We start from the raw sequence: 20,136 nt of genomic DNA, 5'->3' as shown, positions 1-20,136 counted from the left end.
ACGGCACGAACAACGAATACGGGTTCGATTATCTGCGCGACAACCTGGTCGTCACCGACTTGAATCAATGCGTCCAACGCGAGTTGAACTTCGCCATCGTGGACGAAGTCGACAGCATCTTGATCGACGAAGCGCGGACGCCGTTGATCATCTCGGGCCCGACCGACCAGACCACCGATCTCTACTACCGGATCAACGCGATCATCCCTCAGCTGAAAGCCGAAACAGACTACACCATCGAAGAAAAGACCAAGACGGCCGCGCTCACCGAGGACGGCAACGCACGCGTGGAAAAACTGCTCGGCGTGGACAACCTTTACGATCCGGCGCACATGGACCTGGTCCACCACGTGGTAAAAGCCTTGCAAGCCTATACCCTCTACAAACGGGACGTGGACTACGTCGTGAAAGACGGCGAGGTCATCATCGTGGACGAGTTTACTGGACGCTTGATGCCGGGCCGCCGGTGGAGCGACGGATTGCATCAGGCCGTCGAGGCCAAAGAGGGCGTGAAAATCGCCAATGAGAATCAGACCCTCGCGTCCGTGACCTTCCAGAATTATTTCCGGATGTACAAGAAGCTCAGCGGCATGACCGGCACCGCGGACACGGAAGCCGCCGAGTTCGCCAAGATCTATAACCTCGACGTCAACGTCGTGCCGACCAACCGCCAAATGATTCGGCAGGACTATGCCGATGTGGTCTATCGAACGGAGAAAGAAAAGTTCGCCGCCATCGTCGAGGAGATCAAGGAGTGCCATGAGCGCGGCCAGCCGGTGCTGGTCGGAACCATCTCGATCGAGAAATCCGAAAAGCTGGCCGGCATGTTGAGCCGAAACGGCATCAAGCATAACGTCCTCAACGCCAAACAGCATGAGCGGGAAGCCGAAATCGTCGCGCAAGCCGGACGCAAAGGCGCCGTCACGATCGCGACGAACATGGCAGGGCGCGGTACCGACATTCTGCTGGGCGGTAACCCGGAATTCATGTACAAGCAGGTGCTCTACCGGGAAGAAAATCTTCCGGAGAGCCGCAAGCTCGAGATCTATGAGGGCATTCGGTCCGATTGCGATAAGAACAAACAGGAAGTCGTCGCGCTGGGCGGTCTCCACATTCTCGGCACGGAGCGACATGAGAGCCGCCGCATCGACAACCAGCTTCGCGGACGGGCCGGCCGCCAAGGCGACCCGGGAACGTCGAGGTTCTACCTGTCGTTGGAAGACGACTTGATGCGGATCTTCGCGTCGGAACGGGTATCGCAACTGATGCTCAAGCTCGGCATGGAAGAAGGCGTCCCCATCGAACACGGCATGGTGACTCGTGCGATTGCGAACGCTCAAAAGAAGGTCGAGGCGCATAACTTTGAAATCCGCAAGCAGCTGCTCGAGTACGACGACGTGATGAACAAGCAGCGCGAAGTGATCTATCGACACCGCCGAGCCGTGTTGAACGGAGACAATTTGACCAACGACCTCCATGACATGATGGCCGACTCGGTGGAATCGACCCTCAATGTCTATTGCCCGCCTGATCAGTACCCGGAAGAGTGGGATGTCAAGGGGTTGACCGAGGTCATGCAGAGTCAATTCGGTTTAGACATCACGCAGGGGAAACATGACGGAGGAGACTCGCTGCGCGATGTCGGGCGGGACGCATTGTTGGAAGATCTTAAAACCCAGGTGCGAGAGGCCTATGCGAAAAAAGAGGCGGAGCTAGGGCCAGAGCTGATGCGCTTTCTTGAGAAGACCTTCATGCTCCAGGTCATCGACCACCATTGGAAGGATCACCTGCTTGGCATGGATCATTTGCGGGACGGCATCGGGCTTCGTGGCTATGGCCAGAAAGACCCGTTGATCGAGTATAAGCGCGAGGGCTTCGATCTGTTCGCCGGCATGATGGAACGGATCAAATCCGACACGCTCGATCGGCTGTTCCACGTGCAGGCGGTCCGCCACGAAGGAGGACAACCGACGCCTCCACCGCAACCGGTCCTCTCGCGTCCGCAGCCGAAACTCACGTTGAACCGAGGCGATGAACCGGTCGCTGCACCGGCTCCAGCGCAACGAGCCGACAACAAGGTCGGCCGCAACGATCCCTGTCCCTGCGGCAGCGGGAAGAAATACAAGAAGTGCCACGGGGCATAGACCAAGTTCGCCACCGTTGATCGATGGAAGTCTTCTTGGTCTCACACATCAGTCAATCGAAGATGCTTCTAAAATTAGCCGCCGTATATTTCCTTCCGCGGCCGTCATGAAAGTTATTCCTCTCACAGCCACAGCATGCTTTGCAGTTGCTTTGTAGAGAATTCGCTCGACGACACGTCCATATTCTTCAAAATGACTTTTTTGATCGCACATGAAAGGCTGGCCACATGGATCCATATAAAGGACCTCAATACTTCCAGTGCCGTCATCCAACATAAACGTGACTCCTGGTCCACGTGAGAAGAACTTTTTCGACTCATCTTCCGTTAGTAATCTCAAGGACGTAATGGCACCGCTCACCTGGACCTGCTGCGCATCGTAGCTTGGCATTTGCGAGAGCATTGCCCGTATTGAGAGCGCCCCGAGTTCGTAGACGCGAATGGTGGAGGCTACTAGGAAATACAATTCGTCCGGCCCATCGGTGCCATACCGCATCAATGTCCCCTGAGCCTTCATAAATTGCCCGATCATAATGTTCTTCTTCTGATAAAGATGCTCTTCGATCTCCGGTTCAGTAAAGACAGTTCGATACGCATCACAGCCCGGGTTCAGATGGCAGGGCTGACGAACTATTATTTCAATTTTGCCCGAAGGATCTTCCAGGGTAAAACCGAATCCCACAAGAAGGTTAGGAAGGCGAGGGGAAAAATCTATCGCCAAGGACGGCTGAACAGCCGTGACCGACCCAACTACAGTCGCCTCGTGGTTTGCATATCGTGATGGATTGGAAAGAACCGTACTGATCTCATCGAATGCGGTTGCCCCTCCAGAGGTGAGCACTGCCTCCAGAACAATCAATCCAACAATGATGCTCCTAGTACACATGGTTCATCTCGTGCATATCGTAGGTGTCATTCCCTGAAGGACCCCCCGATGACAATCTGTAGTGTCATTCATGCAAGTCTACCACTACACTGAAGGACCAAAGTTAAAGAACCATCGTTCTATTTCATTGGCTCACTGCCGTGAGTACCGGCGAGATCTCTCCCTGATAACAAAAAGCGTAGTTACTTTGCCTCGCTCGAACAGTGGCCGAGTCCGCTAAGTTTGGGCGAACGCTGCCTGGCAGATGGATTTTACTAATCACAGCCTCATGGCTGAAGTGGCTCGGCGGAGTATAACCGATGGAAGGGAACCAGTTCCGATGTCAAGCAGCTACGAGAGATCGAACAGTCGAATTGACAGCCGGGAACGAGCAAGGCACAGCGATTCCCCCTGATCCCGCCTTGACTTAAGACACTTCCGAAGGCTACTCTACTTCCCCTTCGTCACCCAGTGATGGGCAGGCGCTGCCCATGAGCTAGGGGTGTCGCTTTTTTCGATCTTGGACGGTGAATTGGAGCTTTTCGTGAGCACAGGGCATCCGGAACTTGTTGCCGCCATCGCTTCGGAGATTGCCGCATCCGGCCCGATTCCGTTTGTTCGTTTCATGGAGTTGGCCCTGTACCACCCGCGATTCGGTTATTACATGCGCGCACCTGAATCCCTGCACGAACGGATCGGTTGGCGAGGAGATTTTTACACCAGTTCGGATGTCCATCCTATCCTCGGGCAAGCGCTGGCCAAACAAGCCGAACAGATGGACCGGCTATTGGGCCAACCTGATCCATTTACCGTTGTGGAAATGGGACCGGGGAAGGGGCTACTGGCGCAGCATTTTCTCTCGGCTTGTCAGCGGCACTTCCGTCCGTTGTTTCATCGTCTTCGGTACGTTCTGATCGATCGAAGCCCGGCTATGCGCGAGTTGCAACGCAGGAATTTGGCTCCTTGGCTGAACCGAGCAGCCCTACTGACATGGGAAATCGATCTCGCGAGTGTGCCCTCTCACGGTGTGATCGGTCTCATCTTCAGCAATGAACTCGTGGACTCCTTTCCGGTCCACCGCATTCAGGTCACGGCAACGGGAATTGACGAACTTGCGGTGGACTACCGAGACGGGCGGTTCGTGGAATGCCTGGTGCCGCTGTCGTCGGATGTCCTGGCCGACCGTCTTCGCCCCATGCACCCCGGTTGGCCGCACGGCTATCGAACCGAATTCAACCTCAGAGCACTAGATTGGGTGGCGCAAGTGGCTCAGGGTCTGAATCGTGGATTCGTGATCACCATCGATTATGGCCACACGGCACAGGACCTCTATCGGCCCGACCGGAAAAACGGCACGTTTCTTTGCTATTCCGGGCAATCCGTCAATGAGGACCCGTTCCTGCGGGTGGGCGACCAAGACATGACCGCCCATGTGGATTTTTCGAACCTAGCGGCGACCGGTGAAACGCACGGGATCCGGACGACCGGTTTCACCAATCAGATGAGCTTCCTCATGGGACTCGGCGTCGAACAGATGCTCGCCGAGCTGGAACAGGACAGTCCGGCGTTCAAAGCGGCGATTCACCTCTTGAGACCGAACGGGATGGGTACGACGTTCAAGGTCCTCATTCAACACAAGGGAATCGTGCAACCGGAGCTCGACGGCCTGCGATACAAACCGTTCTTTCGGTCGGCGCTCACAACCCAGTCAGCCGCGTAAGGATCTACACATGGGGAATGCTTCCGTCCCGGAGAACTATTTGCCGATCCTCATTTTCATCGGTGTGGGCATTATCCTCGGGACACTGACCCTCATGGTGGGTCGATTTATCCGCCCCAATCAGCCCTATCGGGCGAAGTTGGCACCGTATGAAAGCGGCAGCCCGTTGTTTCAGGATGCCCGTGTGCAGTTCCCGATGCGGTACTACATCATCGCCATGCTGTTTGTGATCTTCGATATCGAAATCGTCTTTATGTTTCCCTGGGCGGTTGCATTCAAAAGTCTTGGGCTGGTTGGATTAGTGGAGATGGTCCTTTTCATCGCCATCCTGGTGGTCGGGTTTTGGTATGCGTGGAAAAAAGGAGCGCTGGAGTGGGATTGAAGGGCGGTGGGCCTATCCTCCTTGCTCGCCCACCGCGCACACAGGATTTATAGATTATGTATACAAGGGCGGTGCTCGGTGGATGCGCGCAGTGAAGGACAAGCCCGCCGCCCTTATCTGAGAAAGGGTGTAGGAATTAAGTGAGTCTTTTAGAGCGGAAATTTGACGCGAATATCATGACGACCAATCTGGATGCGGTCGTCAACTGGGCCAGGAAGTCCGCGCTCTGGCCGATGACGTTCGGGCTCGCTTGCTGCGCGATTGAAATGATCGCCAGCGTCTCTTCCCGGTACGACTTGGATCGTTTCGGTGCCGGCGTCTTTCGCGCGTCGCCCAGGCAGTCCGACCTCATGATCGTCGCAGGGACGGTCTCGCGCAAGATGGCTCCCGTCATCAGGCGGATCTACGATCAAATGCCCGAACCGCGATACGTGATCTGCATGGGCTCTTGCGCGACCTCGGGCAATCATTACAACAGCTACGCCGTCGTGCAGGGCGTGGATCAAATCGTGCCGGTGGACGTCTATGTACCGGGGTGCCCGCCGAGACCGGAGGCGCTCCTGGACGGGTTGTTGAAGTTACAAGAAAAAATCCAGCGCGAGAAAGTATTTGTAAAGTAGTCATTAGTGATTCGTCATTGGCACACGAGATTGGATGGTGTATCACCACAAACCAGTGGCCAATGATCATGGGCCATTGACCGGGCCTTATGCAATCGCTTATCGAAACCTTGCTCAAAAAATTCCCGGAGGCGGTGCTTTCCGTCGACGTCGATACGGCGCGGTCGGAAACGACGGTTCAAGTCGCGGCGTCCCGCATCTTGGAGGTCGCCCGATTTCTCCACGACGATCCCGCGGCGTGCTTTGACCACATCACCGACATCTGTTCGGCGGATTACCCTGCCGATCAGCAGCGGTTTGAAGTCATCTATCTCTTGCTGTCGCTCCCGCACGGCAGGCGAATCCGCCTCAAAGCGCGGCTCACAGAGGAGAATCCGACGCTGGATTCCGTCACCAGTATCTGGCGCGGCGCGACGTTCTTGGAACGAGAAGTCTATGACATGATGGGAATCCGCTTTTCAGGACACCCTGACCTGCGCCGTATCCTGCTGCCGGAAGACTATGCGGAAGGATATCCGCTGCGAAAGGACTTCCCGACCGAAGGCCGAGGGTGGCGGAGTCAGTTCGACTTCATCCCGCGCCTCGATGAACCGCCCGTCGAGCACGTCGAAGGGGAGGTCCCCGAGGCCGAGAAGAAGCTGTTCCTTGCCGAGCCGGACTCGTCCTCGCCGAAACGCCGAGAAGAATTGTTGTTGAACATGGGCCCTCAACATCCCAGTACACATGGCGTGGTGCGGGTGGTCCTCGAATTGGACGGAGAACGGATCGTCAAAGCCACGCCGGATTTGGGGTATCTCCATCGGGGAGTCGAGAAATTGGCCGAGGGTCTCGCGTACATGCAGATTATTCCCCATACCGACCGGCTCGATTATGTCTGCGCGATGGCCAACAATTACGCCTATGTCCGGGCCGTGGAGAAACTCATCGGCATCACCGTGCCTGAACGGGCCGAGTATATCCGCACGATCGTCGCGGAGATGCAGCGCATCTTGGGACATCTGTTTTGGCTGGGTGCCCAGGCCCTGGATATCGGAGCCATGACGGTCTTCTTCTGGACGTTTCGCGAGCGGGAAACCTTGCTCGACATGTTCGAACGGCTCTGCGGAGCCAGGCTGACCTTGAACTATTATCGGATCGGCGGCGTGGACAGCGACTTCACTCCCGAATTGGCGGCTCGCCTCAAGGCATTCTTGGAGACCTTCCCTCAAAAACTGAACGAGTATGATTCCCTGCTCGCGGGGAATCGGATTTGGCTGGGGCGGACGAAACACGTGGCGATCATCTCCGGAGAAGATGCGATCAACTTCGGCATGACCGGCCCTGCGTTGCGGGGATCCGGTGTGTCCTATGACGTGCGCAAGCTCGAACCCTACGGCGTCTACCATAAAGTGGACTGGGAAGTGCCGGTGGGGAAAACCGGCGATACCTATGATCGTTATTGGATTCGTGTCGAAGAGATGCGCCAGAGTGCGCGGATCATCTCACAATGTCTCGATCAGATGCCTCCCGGGCCGATCATCGCCGATATGCCGCAATACATTCCGCCCCCCAAACCGCAAGTGATGCGGGACATGGAGAGCTTGATTCACCATTTCATCATCTTCACCCAAGGGTTCAAGCCGCCGAAGGGGGAAACCTATTGCGCCACCGAAGCCCCGAAGGGGGAATTGGGGTTTTTCATCATCAGCGACGGCAGCCCCCGTCCCTACCGACTGAAGATACGTTCTCCTTCTTTCATTCATATGGGTGCGTTTGATCATATGGCGCGTGGCTACTTGATTTCCGACATCATCACGATTTTTGGAACCTACGATGTGGTCATGGGGGAGTGCGATCGGTGATGAGGACGTAATTCAGCTTGACGAATAGCGCAAGGCGAAGCACCGGCATGACTTTTTTAGAAAAACATAAAGACGAGATCGCGGATATCTTGTCGCGCTACCCAGTGAAGCGTTCCGCTTTGATCCCGCTCCTCTATGTCGCCCAGCGCGATCAAGGCTATGTGACCGAGTCGGCGATGCAGGAGATCGCGCATCTCCTCCGGCTGACGCCTCCGCAAGTCTATGAAACGATCACGTTTTACACGATGTTCAATCTGAAACCGACGGGCAAATTCCATATCCAGGTATGCAAGTCCCTCATGTGTGCGCTTGTCGGTTCGGATACGGTGATCGAATGGATCAAAGCGAAGTTGGGGATCGCCTCGGGGGAATCGACGACCGACGGGTTGTTCAGCCTCTGCGAGGTGGAATGTTTGGCCGCCTGCGGAACCGCTCCCATGATGCAGATCAACGATGACTACTACGAGCGACTCACCGAGGACAAATTGGACCGCATTTTGTCCGATCTTCGCTCGACGGGAACGAGTTCCCTGAAGAGCGGGCCGTTCATGTGGCCTGAGCCTGCCTCCTCGGAGCGGGGGGCGTGAACATGACAGGTATCTCGTCGTTCGTAAATGAGGACGGTGAATCGCTTTTCGCTTCACGAGATTGACATGCCGAAGCACGAACTCATTCTGCTGAAAAACATGATGCAACCCGGATATACCGGGTCGCTGGCGGACTATGAGAAGACCGGGGGCTATCAAGCCTTGCGCAACACGCTTGGGAAAATCGCGCCGGCGGATGTCACGGGGATGGTCCGCAAATCCGGATTACGCGGCCGAGGGGGCGCGGGTTTCCCGACCGGTGTGAAGTGGGGGTTTCTGCCCAAAGACTATCAAGGCCCTCGCTATCTGTGCTGCAACGCCGACGAGAGCGAGCCCGGCACCTTCAAAGACCGGCAACTGATGGAACGGGACCCCCATCAAGTCTTGGAGGGCATCGTGTTGGCTTGTTATGCCATCGGTGCCGAAACCGCCTACATCTATATCCGTGGCGAAATGGTCCTGGGCTCGAAGATCTTGGAACAGGCCATCGATGAGGCGAGAGGCGCCGGGTATATCGGAACAAACATTCTCGGCACCGACATCCATGTCGATGTGTGGGTTCATCGGGGAGCAGGCGCCTATATCTGCGGCGAAGAAACCGCCCTCTTGGAATCTCTGGAAGGCAAACGTGGCCTCCCCCGTATTAAACCGCCGTTCCCCGCCACGCATGGGCTCTATAATAAACCGACCGTGGTGAACAACGTCGAGACATTGGCGAATCTCCCGCACATCATGACCCGAGGTCCCGAATGGTTTGCGGCCATCGGTTCACCGCCAAAAAGCACCGGCACGAGAGTGTTTTGTGTCAGCGGGCATGTGAAACGACCGGGGAATTATGAAGTTCCGATGGGAATCACGGTCCGGGAGTTGGTGTATGAGCATGCCGGTGGCATGCGATCCGACAAGCCGATGAAAGCCTTTATTCCCGGTGGGGCATCGGCGCCGTTTCTGACGCCGGCCCATCTTGACGTGAAGCTGGATTTTGAGCATGTGGCGGCGGCGGGATCGATGTTGGGATCAGGCGGCGTGACGGTGATGGAAGAGGGCACCAGCATGGTGTGGGCTGCGCTGCGCCTGATGGAGTTTTTCTACCATGAGTCTTGCGGGAAATGCAGCCCTTGCCGCGAAGGCAGTTCCTGGCTCGTCCAGACCCTTCGCAGAATCTTGGCGAAACGCGGCCGGATGGAGGATCTTGAAACCTTATTGGATCTATGCAAAAACATCGCAGGACGCACGGTCTGTGCCTTCGGCGATGCGGAAGTCGCTCCGGTCCAAAGCACGCTCAAATATTGGCGTCAAGAGTATGTTGATCTCATCAATCAAGCAGAGGCGGCGAATCTGATCAGGCCGGAGCCGGTAGGACTCAGACATGAATCGTGAACCGTTATTCGCCAGAGTCATGCGTTTAACGGTTCACGTGTAACGAATAACGGAGAGCATGCCCGAGGCCACAACACAGACGGTTCGCATCACGATCGACGGGATGACGGTCAACGTTCCGAAAGGGACCTTGGTCATCGAAGCGGCCCGTCGTGTCGGCGTCATGATTCCTCATTTCTGCTACCATCCGAAACTCAAGCCGGACGCCAATTGCCGCATGTGCTTGGTCGAAATCGAAAAGATGCCCAAGCTCCAAACGGCCTGCAGCACACCAGTCGATGAAGGGATGAACGTGCGGACCGCCACCACGGTGGTCAACGACGCCCATAAATCGGTGCTCGAGTTTATCCTGGCCAACCATCCGCTGGACTGTCCGGTCTGCGATCAAGGAGGTAAATGCGATCTTCAAGACTTTTCTCACCAGTACACCGCGACCAGTCGATTCGTTGAAACTAAGCGCATTTTCCAAAAAGAGTATTTCAGTCCGCTCATTGAAACGCAGATGAATCGCTGCGTGCAGTGTCTCCGTTGCGTCCGATACTGTGACGAAGTGATGGACGTCAAAGCGCTGGCGCCCGTCGGCCGTGGGACCATGACGGAAATCAAGCACTTCGGCGCGCACCCGCTCGATTGTGAATTCTGCGGAGGCTGCGTCCAAATCTGTCCGGTCGGAGCGATTACCAGCCGATTGTCCATGTACGAGTACCGACCGTGGATGCTGAAACGAGCCGAAACCATCTGCGGGTACTGCGGAGACGGGTGCCAAATCACCGTACAGACGAAGGATCAGGAACTCATTGAAGTGAACTCGGCGCATGGAGCGGGACGCAACAACGGCGACCTGTGCGCCCGCGGGTTTTTCGGATTTCATGCGGCCACCAATCCGCAGCGCCTGACACATCCGCTCATTCGGCGCGACGGCGTGCTCGTGCAAACGACCTGGGAAGACGCTTTGGAATACGTCGCCAACCGCGTCGGCGAAATCAAAGCCGCTCACGGGGGACAGAGCTTCGGAGGATTGATCTCGGGCCGGTGCACCAACGAGGAATTGTATCTATTCCAAAAGTTTCTCCGCGTGGCCGTCGGCACCAACCATATCGATAGCAGCGCGCGCTATGGCCATGTGAACGGCCTGCACGCCATGCAACTCGTCCAAGGAACGCATCGGTGGACCGTCACCTTCGGCGATATTTTGGACGCGGATGTGCTGATCCTCGTCGGCACGAACATCACCGAGACAAATCCCATCACGGGCCTCAAAGTCAAAGAGGCGGTGAAGAAACGCCGGGCGACGCTGATGACGATCGAATCGCTGGAGCCGGTCGTCGATACGATGAGCAATATCGCCAATCTTTCGCACCATCATTTCCGTGTTCCGACCGGCGATACACTCCGTGCCATCGTCGGTCTGGTAAAGGCCGTCGTCGAGCAGAACCTGATACAGCCGGACCTCGCGCAACGGCATCCGGGATATCTCGGCGCCATAATGAATGCCTTGCAACAAACTCCATGGCAGGACCTTCAGGCGGCAACGGGAATCGAGGCGGATTCGTTTGTGCGGGCCGCGAAGGTCGCGGCGGGCGCACGTCGGATCGTGATTGTAGCCGGACAGCCTTTGCTGCGGAGCGAACAGGGCTACAACGGGTCTGTGGCCCTCCTCGATTTGCTTCTCCTCCTCGGGAAGTTGGATCAGCCGGGCTGTGGTTTCGCCCCTCTCGCAGAGGAAAACAACGACCAGGGCACGGTCGAAATGGGAACCGTCGCCGGATTTCTGCCCGGTGCGCTCCCGGTCACCAGCGACAAAGATCGCGAGCGGATCGCGAAACAATGGAACGGCGATCTTCCCACGGACAAAGGCGCGTCCCTCGTCGAGATGCTGGAACGAGCCGACACAGGCTCCCTCAAGGCCATGTTTATCGTCGGGGAGAATCCCGTGGGAAGCCTCCCGGCGCCGCTTCATGCCGAGCAATCACTGGGCAAGCTCGATCTCCTGGTGTGCCAGGAACTGTTTTTAACCGAAACGGCGGCCTTGGCCCATGTCGTGCTGCCCGCCGCTTCTTCCATGGAAAAACATGGGACGTTTACCAATACCGAAGGGCATGTGCAGGCCGTTCGTCCGTCGATCGAGCCCGTCGGGGAAAGCCGCCCCGATTGGGAAGTGTTTTCGGCGCTGTCCATCTTGTTGAACTCCCCGATGGAATATGCCGAGAGCAAGGAGATTCTCAAAGAAATTCGCAGTCTCATTCCCGACTATGGCTCGCTGGGCCCCACACCGTTGCCGCCCAAAGTCGATGGCTCAGCCGTGGACCGCTATCTCGCCGGCGGATACCAGCATGGCCTGGCGATGAGATACCATCCTCCCGCCCGAACACCGAGACCGGATGGAACCGTACGGTTGGACCTGGCACAAAGCCTGTTCCATTCCGGAAAGTTGTCCACGCGATCCAAAGGACTGTTGCAGATCGAGAAAAGCGGCCGGCTCCGGATCAGTCCGCCTGACGCCGCACGCTTTGCGTTGAAAGACGGCGATCGAGTCCGCCTCTCCAGCACATCCGGGGAAATGACGACGGAGGTCAAAATCGCGGAACGGGTTCCACAAGGGACGGCATGGTTTCCGTATCACTTCGGTCAAGCCGCCCTCCCGCTGTTTGAATGCGCCGTCGATCCCATCACCCATGTGCCATCATTCCGGACTGCGACTGTATCCATGATGAAGGTGGCCTGATGATCCTCTTCATCGCCGATGACTATGCTAATCGAGGAGTCCGATCGTGACTGAATTCGGGTTGCGTCTCACTATTTCCCTCACTCAAATCGCGGCGGTCATGTCCATCGTGGTCATCACGGTGCTGATCCTCACCCTTGCCGAACGCAAGGTCCTGGGATGGATGCAGGATCGCATGGGACCGATGGAAGTCGGCCCCTACGGAATTCTCCAACCGTTTGCGGACGCCATCAAGCTCTTCTTCAAGGAAGACATTATCCCCGCCGGAGCCAACAAGTTCCTCTTCACCATCGCGCCGATTCTTTGCTTGATTCCCGCGTTTATCGGCTTTGCCGTGATTCCGTGGGGCCCGAACTGGACGTTCGAGATCAACGGCGTCACCGTCAAGCCGTTCGTCATCAGCGACATCAACATCGGCATTCTCTACATCCTGGCATTCGCGTCGCTCGGAGCCTACGGCATCATCCTGGGAGGATGGGCGTCCAACAGCAAATATTCGCTGCTCGGCGGGCTGCGATCGGCGGCACAGATCATCAGCTACGAGCTCAACGTCGGACTGTCAATCGTCGGCGTGCTGATACTGGCCGGTTCGCTCAGCCTCGTGAAAATCACCGACGCCCAAGCCGGAGGTTTTTGGAATTGGTACCTCTTTGCGCTGCCGGCTCCACAGATCTTCGCCTTTGTCGTCTATGTCATCTCATCGGTGGCCGAAACCAACCGAGTCCCGTTCGATCTGCCGGAGGCCGAAAGCGAGCTCGTCGCCGGCTTCTTCACCGAATACAGCGGACTCAGATTTGCGTTCTTCTTCCTCGCCGAGTACGCCAACATGGTATTGGTATCCTGTGTCGCTGCCGCGCTGTTTCTCGGCGGATGGAACGCACCGTACCCCGGAACGATCATGGCTCTCCTCGGTGTGCCGTCCTTGGCATGGATCGAGAACACCATGTGGTTTGCGGTCAAGACATACTCGTTCTTGTTCCTCTTTTTCTGGCTCCGAGCCACGTTACCCAGACTGCGATACGATCAATTGATGAGATTCGGCTGGAAAGTGATGCTGCCCATTGCGTTGGGTAACATCGTCGTGACGTCTATTGCCGTATTCGTCCATCAACAGATGAAGTAACGGACAAGACCGGGATGGCATCTATGGCGACCACCAAGCGTCTGAACCTGTACGAATGGATCAAAACGATCACGTTCTACGAAATCCTCGTCGGCATGAAGGCGACGCTGTCACACTTGCTGAATTACCGTCCGGTCACGCTGCAATATCCTCACGAAAAACGCACGTTGCCCGACAATTATCGAGGCATGCTCGCGCTGCTTCGATACGACGACGGGACCGAGAAGTGCGTGGGATGCGATCTCTGCGAAGCGGCCTGTCCGTCGCGCGTCATCCGTGTCGTCAGCGCCGAAGTGCCGGGCGAACCGACGAAGCGTTACTCGAAAGAATACTACATGGACATGACCCGTTGCTTGTTCTGCGGGATGTGCGTGGATGCCTGCCCTGTCGATGCACTGGGCATGACGAGAGAATTCGAGTGGGCGGTCTACGACAAACGTCAGCTCCACTTGAATAAACAACAATTGCTCGCGATCGGCGACCGCTCATTTCCAGTCCGCGAGAAACGTTTGGAACTGCAACATCCAAACGTCGCGTTCTTCAACGTGGCGTTCAAGCACGTGCCGCCAAAACCTAACTGACCCCATAGGATCACTCATCGAACGACCGATGTCTGCAACACCGTTGCGTTAGTCCTGTCGGATCGGACCCTAACCCAGGAACATTTCATGTCGCTGTTGTTTTTTGGATACTTCGCCGGGATGATCGCCATGACCTCCGTGCTGGTGGTCGCGCTCAGGAACCCCGTCTACAGTGCGCTCTCGCTCTTGGTCATGTTTTTCCATGTCGCGGGACTCTTCGTCACCCTCCACGCCGAGTTTCTGGCAGCCGTGCAGGTCATCGTCTATGCCGGGGCGATTCTTGTCTTGTATCTCTTCGTCGTCATGTTGCTCAATGTCAAGCAAGACGACCGTTATCACAGCCAATGGCGGATCGCCGCATGTGTCTGCGTGCCGTTGCTGATCGAATCCATGGTATTGCTCTCCGGCGGAGCCGGGACGACGACTTCGGAAGGCCGGTCTATCCTGCCGGACGCGCATGACCCCATCGCCGCCGACAATACGCGGGCCATCGGTGAGACGCTTTTTTCCACGTACTTGTTCCCCTTCGAGGTGGCTTCGTTGGTTCTGCTGGTGGCGATGATCGGCGCCATCGTCCTCGCGAAACGGGATATCGGGGAAGGCGAAGCGTGAAGAGTCAATGGTCGATCGTCAATAGTCATTGGAGACGGGACTGACCCATGGCAAATGACCGATGACCGGTGACCAATGACTATTCCCATCTCTTACTACCTTATCTTGAGCGCCGTCGTGTTCCTGACGGGTGTCGTGGGCGTGCTCATCCGGCGCAATATCATCGCCATTCTGCTGTCGGTGGAGCTGATGCTGAACGCGACCAACATCAACTTCGTGGCGTTTTCCGACCACCTGCAGGATCTCGGCGGTCAAGTGTTCGTCTTCTTTGCTTTGACGGTCGCGGCGGCGGAGGTGGCCGTGGGGCTTGCGATCATCATCGCCCTGCACCGATCCAGATCGACCATTAATGTCGAAGAGTTCAATCTGCTCAAATGGTAGAAGAAGTCAATGAGCACTGGTCAACGGTCATGAGTACTGAAACTTGGTTCCAACGTCGTTGTGCGGAGTGACCTATCGACTAATGACCCATGACGATTGACCGCTTATGATCTACGCCCTCATCCCACTCCTGCCGTTGGCCGCCTTTCTCGTCCTAGGATTAGGCGGCTGGCGCATCAAAGACCGCGCCCACCTGGTCGCGGTTCCGGCCGTCCTGCTGTCCCTCGTCTTGTCGGTGGCCGCCTTTGTGGAAGTGGCGTCCGGCTCCGTCATTTCAGTCCCGTTGTATACCTGGCTGACCTCCGGACATTTGGACGTTCACATCGGTCTCCATATCGACCGACTCACCGCTGTCATGCTCCTGCTGGTCACCGGTGTCAGCTCCCTCGTGCACGTCTATACGATCGGCTACATGCACGGCGAGCCGGGCTATGCCCGTTTCTTCAGCTACATCGCGCTGTTCACTTTTTCCATGTTGATGCTGGTGTTGGCCGATAACTTGCTGCAGCTCTTCGTGTTCTGGGAAGCCGTGGGGCTGTGCTCGTATCTGCTGATCGGTCATTGGTACGAGCGCGCTTCCGCCTGTGCCGCGGCGACCAAGGCGTTTCTCGTGAATCGTGTGGGCGACTTCGGGTTCATGCTGGGCCTTCTCCTCGTCTGGTACAGCTTTGGGTCGCTGAATTATCTCGATATCTTCCCCGCCGCGCACGAAGCCGGTGCGTTAACGATGAACATCCTCGGCCCATTCGGAGGCATCTGGGATGTATCCGTCTTTACCCTTATCGCGCTGTTACTCTTCACCGGTGCAGTAGGCAAATCCGCTCAAGTCCCTCTTCACGTGTGGCTACCCGATGCGATGGAGGGCCCCACACCGATTTCGGCTCTGATTCACGCCGCCACGATGGTGACAGCCGGCGTCTTCATGGTGGCGCGGCTCGCCCCCATCTACAACTTGTCCCCAACGGCGATGACTGTCGTTGCGGTGACGGGTGCAGCGACGATGGTTCTCGGAGCCACGATCGCGCTGACGCAGACCGATATCAAGCGAGTGGTCGCCTACTCGACGGTGAGCCAACTCGGCTACATGGTCATGGCTTGCGGGCTCGGCGCCTATGCGTCCGGCATGTACCACCTCTTGACGCACGGCGCGTTCAAAGCCCTGCTGTTTTTAGGCTGTGGCTCCGTGATTATCGCGCTGCACCATGAGCAAGACATGCGACGGATGGGGGGCCTCAAAGACAAGTTGCCGACTACCTACTGGACGTTCGTGGTGGGTTCGTTGGCGCTCGCCGGCTTCCCGCTCACAGCCGGATTCTTCAGCAAGGACGACATCCTTGTCTCGGCGTGGTCCTCCGGCGCGCTTGGCCGAATACTGACGCTTGTCGGTTTGCTGACGGCTCTGCTGACGGCCTTCTACAGCTTCCGGTTGGTGTTCGTGACCTTTTGGGGCCCCTCACGCGTCGATCCGCACCACGCGGACCATGTTCATGAGCCGTCACAGACGATGACGACGCCGCTTATGATCCTCGCGCTGTTCAGCATTCTGACGGGCTATCTCGGCATCCCATCCTTCCTGGAACCGGTGTTTGCGACCGGAAGTGAAGCCGCCGCCCCTCATGGTTCGGATGGGCTGATGATCATGGCTGCGGCGACGGCGATGGGCCTGATCGGCATTGCCGCCGCCTATTATGTGTATGTCCTCAACCCGGATCTCCCGGAGCGCTTGGCCCGCCTGTGGGGCGGCCTATATCGCGGCTCGTTGAACAAGTGGTACGTGGATGAAGCCTACGATCATCTGTTCGTCAGACCGACGTTCGCAGCCGCGTCACAACTCTGGAAGCGAATCGACGTCAATGTCATCGACGGAGCCGTAAACGGCATCGCGCGGGGGGTGGCGTGGGGTGGATGGCTGTTGAGACTGATCCAGAGCGGACAGGTTCAACACTATGCATTGGCCACGGCGGTGGGAATCGTTATTTTGACGGCGTACCTTCTTCTGTAAGGGACAAGAACGCCGTGTTGGACCGATATGAATGATACCGACATGATATCGCTTTCTCGTCACTGTTCGCTGCGGGGCCCCCGATGACAGGCTTTCCTTGGCTCACGGCGCTCATTCTTCTCCCGCTGATCGGAGCCGCGGCGGTCTTTCTCGTGAAGGACGCCACGGCGCGGATCCTTGCCCTCGCCGTCACCGTCGCCGATCTGCTGATTTCCCTCCCCCTGTGGTGGCTGTTCGACGCGTCGTCCGGTCAGATGCAATTCATTGAGTCGGCCGTATGGATTGCGTCGCCCCCGATCCATTATCGGCTTGGTCTCGACGGCATCAGTCTGCCGCTCGTCCTCATGACGACCATCCTGATGCCGCTCTGCATCCTGATTTCTTGGCACTCCATCGAATCGAGAGTCCGGAGTTTCCTGGCCATGCTGCTGATCATGGAAGGTGCCATGATCGGCGTGTTCTCGGCCCTGGATTTCGTGCTGTTCTACGTCTTTTGGGAAGCGATGCTGATCCCGATGTATCTCCTTATCGGAGTCTGGGGCGGGTCGAATCGGCTCTATGCCGCGATCAAGTTCTTTCTCTATACCCTGGCCGGAAGCGTCCTGCTGTTGGTCGCGATTTTGGTGCTGTATTTCCAGGGCGGCCGTACCTTCGATATTCTTCAACTGAGTCAAGGCGCCTATTCCACATCGCTGCAGTTCTGGCTCTTCCTGGCGTTCTTCGCCGCGTTCGCCGTCAAGGTTCCCATGTTCCCCTTCCATACCTGGTTGCCGGACGCGCACGTGGAAGCACCGACGGCGGGCAGCGTGATCCTCGCCAGCGTGTTGCTGAAGATGGGCACCTATGGATTCTTACGTTTCAGTTTACCGATGTTGCCGGATGCCTCTCAGGCGTTCACACCGTTGATGGTGGTTCTCTCGATTATCGCCATCATCTATGGCGCGTACATGGCCTTGGCCCAGGCGGATCTGAAAAAGCTGATCGCCTATTCAAGCGTGAGCCACATGGGATTCGTTACGCTCGGCCTGTTCATGTTCAATATTCAAGGCATCGAAGGCGCCGTCATGCAGATGGTGAACCACGGCATCACGACCGGCGGACTCTTTCTCTGCGTGGGAGTGATTTACGAACGCACCCACAGCCGACAGATCGCCGACAATATCGGACTGACGAAGCCGATGCCGCGATATGCGACGTTCCTGGTCATTTTCGCCTTGTCGTCGTTGGGATTGCCCGGCACCAACAGTTTCGTCGGGGAATTCATGGTTCTGGCCGGCACCTTTCTCTGGAGCAAGATCGCCACGGCCTTCGCGTCATTGGGAATCATCCTCGCCGCCGCCTATTTGCTGTGGATGGTTCAACGCGTCGCCTTCGGCGTGCCGGCCCCACACATGCTCCCGAAACTCCGTGATGTCAACCCGCGCGAGATGGTCACCCTGGTGCCGCTCGTCGTGTTGATCTTTGTGATCGGGGTGTTCCCGAACCCTCTGCTGACCCGCATGCATCTGAGCGTCGAGAAGGTGCTCGCTCGCGTCTTCCCGACGGCTCCTGAGGAGACCGCACCTGTAAGCCTTCGCGGAGTTCCTACGACAGACCTTGCTTTTGATCGAGGAACGAACAACGCTTCGGGCCCGCGCCGAAACCGAGAACTTCGCGGCGAAGCAGACTTCGCGAGCACCAAAACCGAGGAAAGGCAACCATGACCTTCTCTGTCGGGGACCTCTTCCTCATTCTGCCGGAGCTCTTGGTCGTCACCGCCGCCTGTATTGTGCTGGTACTCGACCCGGTCCTGCGTCCATCGAGCAAAGACGGGCTGGTGTGGCTCAGCCTGGGAACGCTCGCCATGTGCATGGGCTTGACCGCCTCACAAATGAACGCTTCTGTCGAGGCGTTCAGTGGTCTGGTGATCATCGACACCTATGGAGCCTTTTGGAAACTGCTGCTCTACTTTGTCACCGGCCTCACGATTCTCCTGTCGCATTCGTACCTCAAGGAAGAGCGGCTGTACTTCGGCGAATACTATGGCTTCGTCTTGCTCGCCCTCTCAGGCATGATGGTAATGGTCTCGGCCGCCGACCTGCTGACGATCTATCTGGGCACCGAGCTCATGTCGCTCTCGCTGTACGTGATGGCAGGCTTGAAGCGATCGGAACCACGTTCGCTCGAAGCGTCCGCGAAATACTTCGTCTTGGGTGCGTTTTCATCCGGCATCCTCCTGTACGGCATCTCACTCCTCTACGGCGCGACGGGAAGCACCAGACTTCCGGCCATTGCCACAGCGATCGCCGGCCGGAGTCTGGACGATCCACTGCTGTTGTTCGCGACAATCCTCTTGGCGGTCGGATTCGGGTTCAAACTCGCGGTCGTGCCGTTTCATATGTGGACGCCGGATGTCTATCAAGGCGCCCCAACGTCGGTCACGGCCTTCATGGCTGTCGCATCCAAAGCCGCCAGTTTCGGCGCGTTTCTCCGGGTGTTTATCGAAGGGCTCGGCGGCTTGAAAGCCAATTGGTCCGCCATCTTCCTTCTGCTCTGCCTCGCGACCTTGGTCTTGGGAAATGTCGTGGCGTTAGTCCAAACGAACATCAAGCGGATGCTCGCCTACTCGAGCATTGCCCATGCCGGGTATGCCTTGATCGGCGTGGTGGCGGCCGGACGACTTGGCAGCTCCTCGGCGGTCGCCAGCGTATTGCTCTACCTCGTGCTCTACACCTTCATGACCTTCGGCGCATTCGCGATCGTCGCCATGCTTCGTAAGGACGAGATCGAGGGAGATGAGATCGAGGACTTCACCGGTCTGTCCAGACGCCATCCGGTGGCGGCGTTGCTCATGCTGATCTTCATGGTCTCCTTGGCCGGTATTCCTCCGACCGCGGGCTTCATCGGAAAATTCTACGTCTTCATGTCCGCAGTGGAAGCCGGCATGACATGGCTGGCGGTCATCGCGCTGATTTTTGCCGCCGTGTCGGCCTATTACTATCTCCGACTGGTGATGGTCATGTACATGCGTGAGCGGAATGAGTCCCTGGACATCGCTCCCCGATTGGTCATGTCGCCGACGCTCTCCATCGTGCTGGCCTGTGCGGTGGCAGGGGTGGTGATCTTTGGCATCTACCCCAATCCGCTCGTGCATCTCGCAACACAGGCGGTGCTGACCTTAAAATAAGGCAGCCC

At 57.2% G+C, this 20,136-nt stretch carries 15 protein-coding genes and 1 pseudogene; 15 read left to right on the top strand and 1 reads right to left on the bottom strand.

Going from position 1 to position 20,136, the window contains the following annotated elements; all coding sequences use genetic code 11:
- Nucleotides 1-2,144: preprotein translocase subunit SecA (locus A4E19_07470; protein ID OQW33167.1), on the top strand; the 2,144-nt coding region annotated here is incomplete at its 5' end.
- A gap of 48 nt (nucleotides 2,145-2,192) precedes the next feature.
- Here A4E19_07470 and A4E19_07465 read toward each other — a convergent pair.
- Nucleotides 2,193-3,029, bottom strand: coding sequence for a hypothetical protein (locus A4E19_07465; GenBank protein OQW33166.1), 837 nt, complete (start codon nucleotides 3,027-3,029; stop codon nucleotides 2,193-2,195).
- Between the two features lie 481 nt (nucleotides 3,030-3,510).
- Between A4E19_07465 and A4E19_07460 the strand changes: the two genes are divergently transcribed.
- The 14 genes and pseudogenes from A4E19_07460 (at nucleotide 3,511) to A4E19_07395 (ending at nucleotide 20,128) form a co-directional block, all read left to right on the top strand.
- Nucleotides 3,511-4,728: a hypothetical protein gene (locus A4E19_07460; GenBank protein ID OQW33165.1), complete on the top strand. Its 1,218-nt coding sequence runs from the start codon at nucleotides 3,511-3,513 to the stop codon at nucleotides 4,726-4,728.
- Between the two features lie 10 nt (nucleotides 4,729-4,738).
- Nucleotides 4,739-5,110 carry an NADH-quinone oxidoreductase subunit A gene (locus A4E19_07455; protein ID OQW33164.1) on the top strand — a complete coding sequence of 124 codons (372 nt, stop codon included), beginning with the start codon at nucleotides 4,739-4,741 and terminating at the stop codon, nucleotides 5,108-5,110.
- Nucleotides 5,111-5,250: 140 nt separating this feature from the next.
- Entirely contained in the window at nucleotides 5,251-5,730 is a 480-nt protein-coding gene (locus tag A4E19_07450; protein ID OQW33163.1) for an NADH dehydrogenase, read from the top strand.
- Between the two features lie 89 nt (nucleotides 5,731-5,819).
- The gene (locus tag A4E19_07445; protein OQW33162.1) at nucleotides 5,820-7,571 is read left to right on the top strand and encodes an NADH-quinone oxidoreductase subunit D; all 1,752 of its coding nucleotides are present in this window, start codon (nucleotides 5,820-5,822) and stop codon (nucleotides 7,569-7,571) included.
- 47 nt (nucleotides 7,572-7,618) lie between these two features.
- On the top strand, nucleotides 7,619-8,158 hold the full coding sequence (locus A4E19_07440) for an NADH-quinone oxidoreductase subunit E (protein OQW33161.1): 540 nt from the start codon (nucleotides 7,619-7,621) through the stop codon (nucleotides 8,156-8,158).
- Nucleotides 8,159-8,224: 66 nt separating this feature from the next.
- The gene (locus tag A4E19_07435; GenBank protein OQW33209.1) at nucleotides 8,225-9,538 is read left to right on the top strand and encodes an NADH-quinone oxidoreductase subunit F; all 1,314 of its coding nucleotides are present in this window, start codon (nucleotides 8,225-8,227) and stop codon (nucleotides 9,536-9,538) included.
- Between the two features lie 58 nt (nucleotides 9,539-9,596).
- Nucleotides 9,597-12,263: a formate dehydrogenase gene (locus A4E19_07430; protein OQW33160.1), complete on the top strand. Its 2,667-nt coding sequence runs from the start codon at nucleotides 9,597-9,599 to the stop codon at nucleotides 12,261-12,263.
- A 100-nt stretch (nucleotides 12,264-12,363) separates the two neighbouring features.
- Entirely contained in the window at nucleotides 12,364-13,386 is a 1,023-nt protein-coding gene (locus tag A4E19_07425) for an NADH-quinone oxidoreductase (GenBank protein ID OQW33208.1), read from the top strand.
- Nucleotides 13,387-13,400: 14 nt separating this feature from the next.
- Complete coding sequence (locus A4E19_07420) at nucleotides 13,401-13,967, top strand: NADH dehydrogenase (protein ID OQW33159.1); 567 nt, start codon at nucleotides 13,401-13,403, stop codon at nucleotides 13,965-13,967.
- A gap of 87 nt (nucleotides 13,968-14,054) precedes the next feature.
- Complete coding sequence (locus tag A4E19_07415; protein OQW33158.1) at nucleotides 14,055-14,579, top strand: NADH-quinone oxidoreductase subunit J; 525 nt, start codon at nucleotides 14,055-14,057, stop codon at nucleotides 14,577-14,579.
- A 75-nt stretch (nucleotides 14,580-14,654) separates the two neighbouring features.
- On the top strand, nucleotides 14,655-14,960 hold the full coding sequence (locus A4E19_07410; GenBank protein ID OQW33157.1) for an NADH-quinone oxidoreductase subunit K: 306 nt from the start codon (nucleotides 14,655-14,657) through the stop codon (nucleotides 14,958-14,960).
- Nucleotides 14,961-15,066: 106 nt separating this feature from the next.
- Complete coding sequence (locus A4E19_07405; protein ID OQW33156.1) at nucleotides 15,067-16,962, top strand: NADH-quinone oxidoreductase subunit L; 1,896 nt, start codon at nucleotides 15,067-15,069, stop codon at nucleotides 16,960-16,962.
- Nucleotides 16,963-17,045: 83 nt separating this feature from the next.
- Nucleotides 17,046-18,488: pseudogene (locus tag A4E19_07400) on the top strand (NADH:ubiquinone oxidoreductase subunit M).
- Nucleotides 18,489-18,661: 173 nt separating this feature from the next.
- Nucleotides 18,662-20,128 carry an NADH-quinone oxidoreductase subunit L gene (locus A4E19_07395; protein ID OQW33155.1) on the top strand — a complete coding sequence of 489 codons (1,467 nt, stop codon included), beginning with the start codon at nucleotides 18,662-18,664 and terminating at the stop codon, nucleotides 20,126-20,128.
- Nucleotides 20,129-20,136 lie beyond the last annotated feature (8 nt).

The organism is Nitrospira sp. SG-bin1 (assembly GCA_002083365.1).
Lineage (GTDB): Bacteria > Nitrospirota > Nitrospiria > Nitrospirales > Nitrospiraceae > Nitrospira_D.
The sequence above is the reverse complement of the archived record's forward strand: the minus strand, read 5'-3'. Positions and strand labels throughout refer to the sequence as shown.

Bases quoted from the DNA above. Each gene is read 5' to 3' on its own strand.
- A4E19_07435 (OQW33209.1), top strand. From the start codon at position 8,225: ATGCCGAAGCACGAACTCATTCTGCTGAAAAACATGATGCAACCCGGA.
- A4E19_07410 (OQW33157.1), top strand. From the start codon at position 14,655: ATGACTATTCCCATCTCTTACTACCTTATCTTGAGCGCCGTCGTGTTC.
- A4E19_07430 (OQW33160.1), top strand. From the start codon at position 9,597: ATGCCCGAGGCCACAACACAGACGGTTCGCATCACGATCGACGGGATG.
- A4E19_07465 (OQW33166.1), bottom strand. From the start codon at position 3,029: ATGTGTACTAGGAGCATCATTGTTGGATTGATTGTTCTGGAGGCAGTG.
- A4E19_07395 (OQW33155.1), top strand. From the start codon at position 18,662: ATGACCTTCTCTGTCGGGGACCTCTTCCTCATTCTGCCGGAGCTCTTG.
- A4E19_07455 (OQW33164.1), top strand. From the start codon at position 4,739: ATGGGGAATGCTTCCGTCCCGGAGAACTATTTGCCGATCCTCATTTTC.
- A4E19_07445 (OQW33162.1), top strand. From the start codon at position 5,820: ATGCAATCGCTTATCGAAACCTTGCTCAAAAAATTCCCGGAGGCGGTG.
- A4E19_07420 (OQW33159.1), top strand. From the start codon at position 13,401: ATGGCATCTATGGCGACCACCAAGCGTCTGAACCTGTACGAATGGATC.
- A4E19_07415 (OQW33158.1), top strand. From the start codon at position 14,055: ATGTCGCTGTTGTTTTTTGGATACTTCGCCGGGATGATCGCCATGACC.
- A4E19_07440 (OQW33161.1), top strand. From the start codon at position 7,619: ATGACTTTTTTAGAAAAACATAAAGACGAGATCGCGGATATCTTGTCG.
- A4E19_07405 (OQW33156.1), top strand. From the start codon at position 15,067: ATGATCTACGCCCTCATCCCACTCCTGCCGTTGGCCGCCTTTCTCGTC.
- A4E19_07425 (OQW33208.1), top strand. From the start codon at position 12,364: ATGTCCATCGTGGTCATCACGGTGCTGATCCTCACCCTTGCCGAACGC.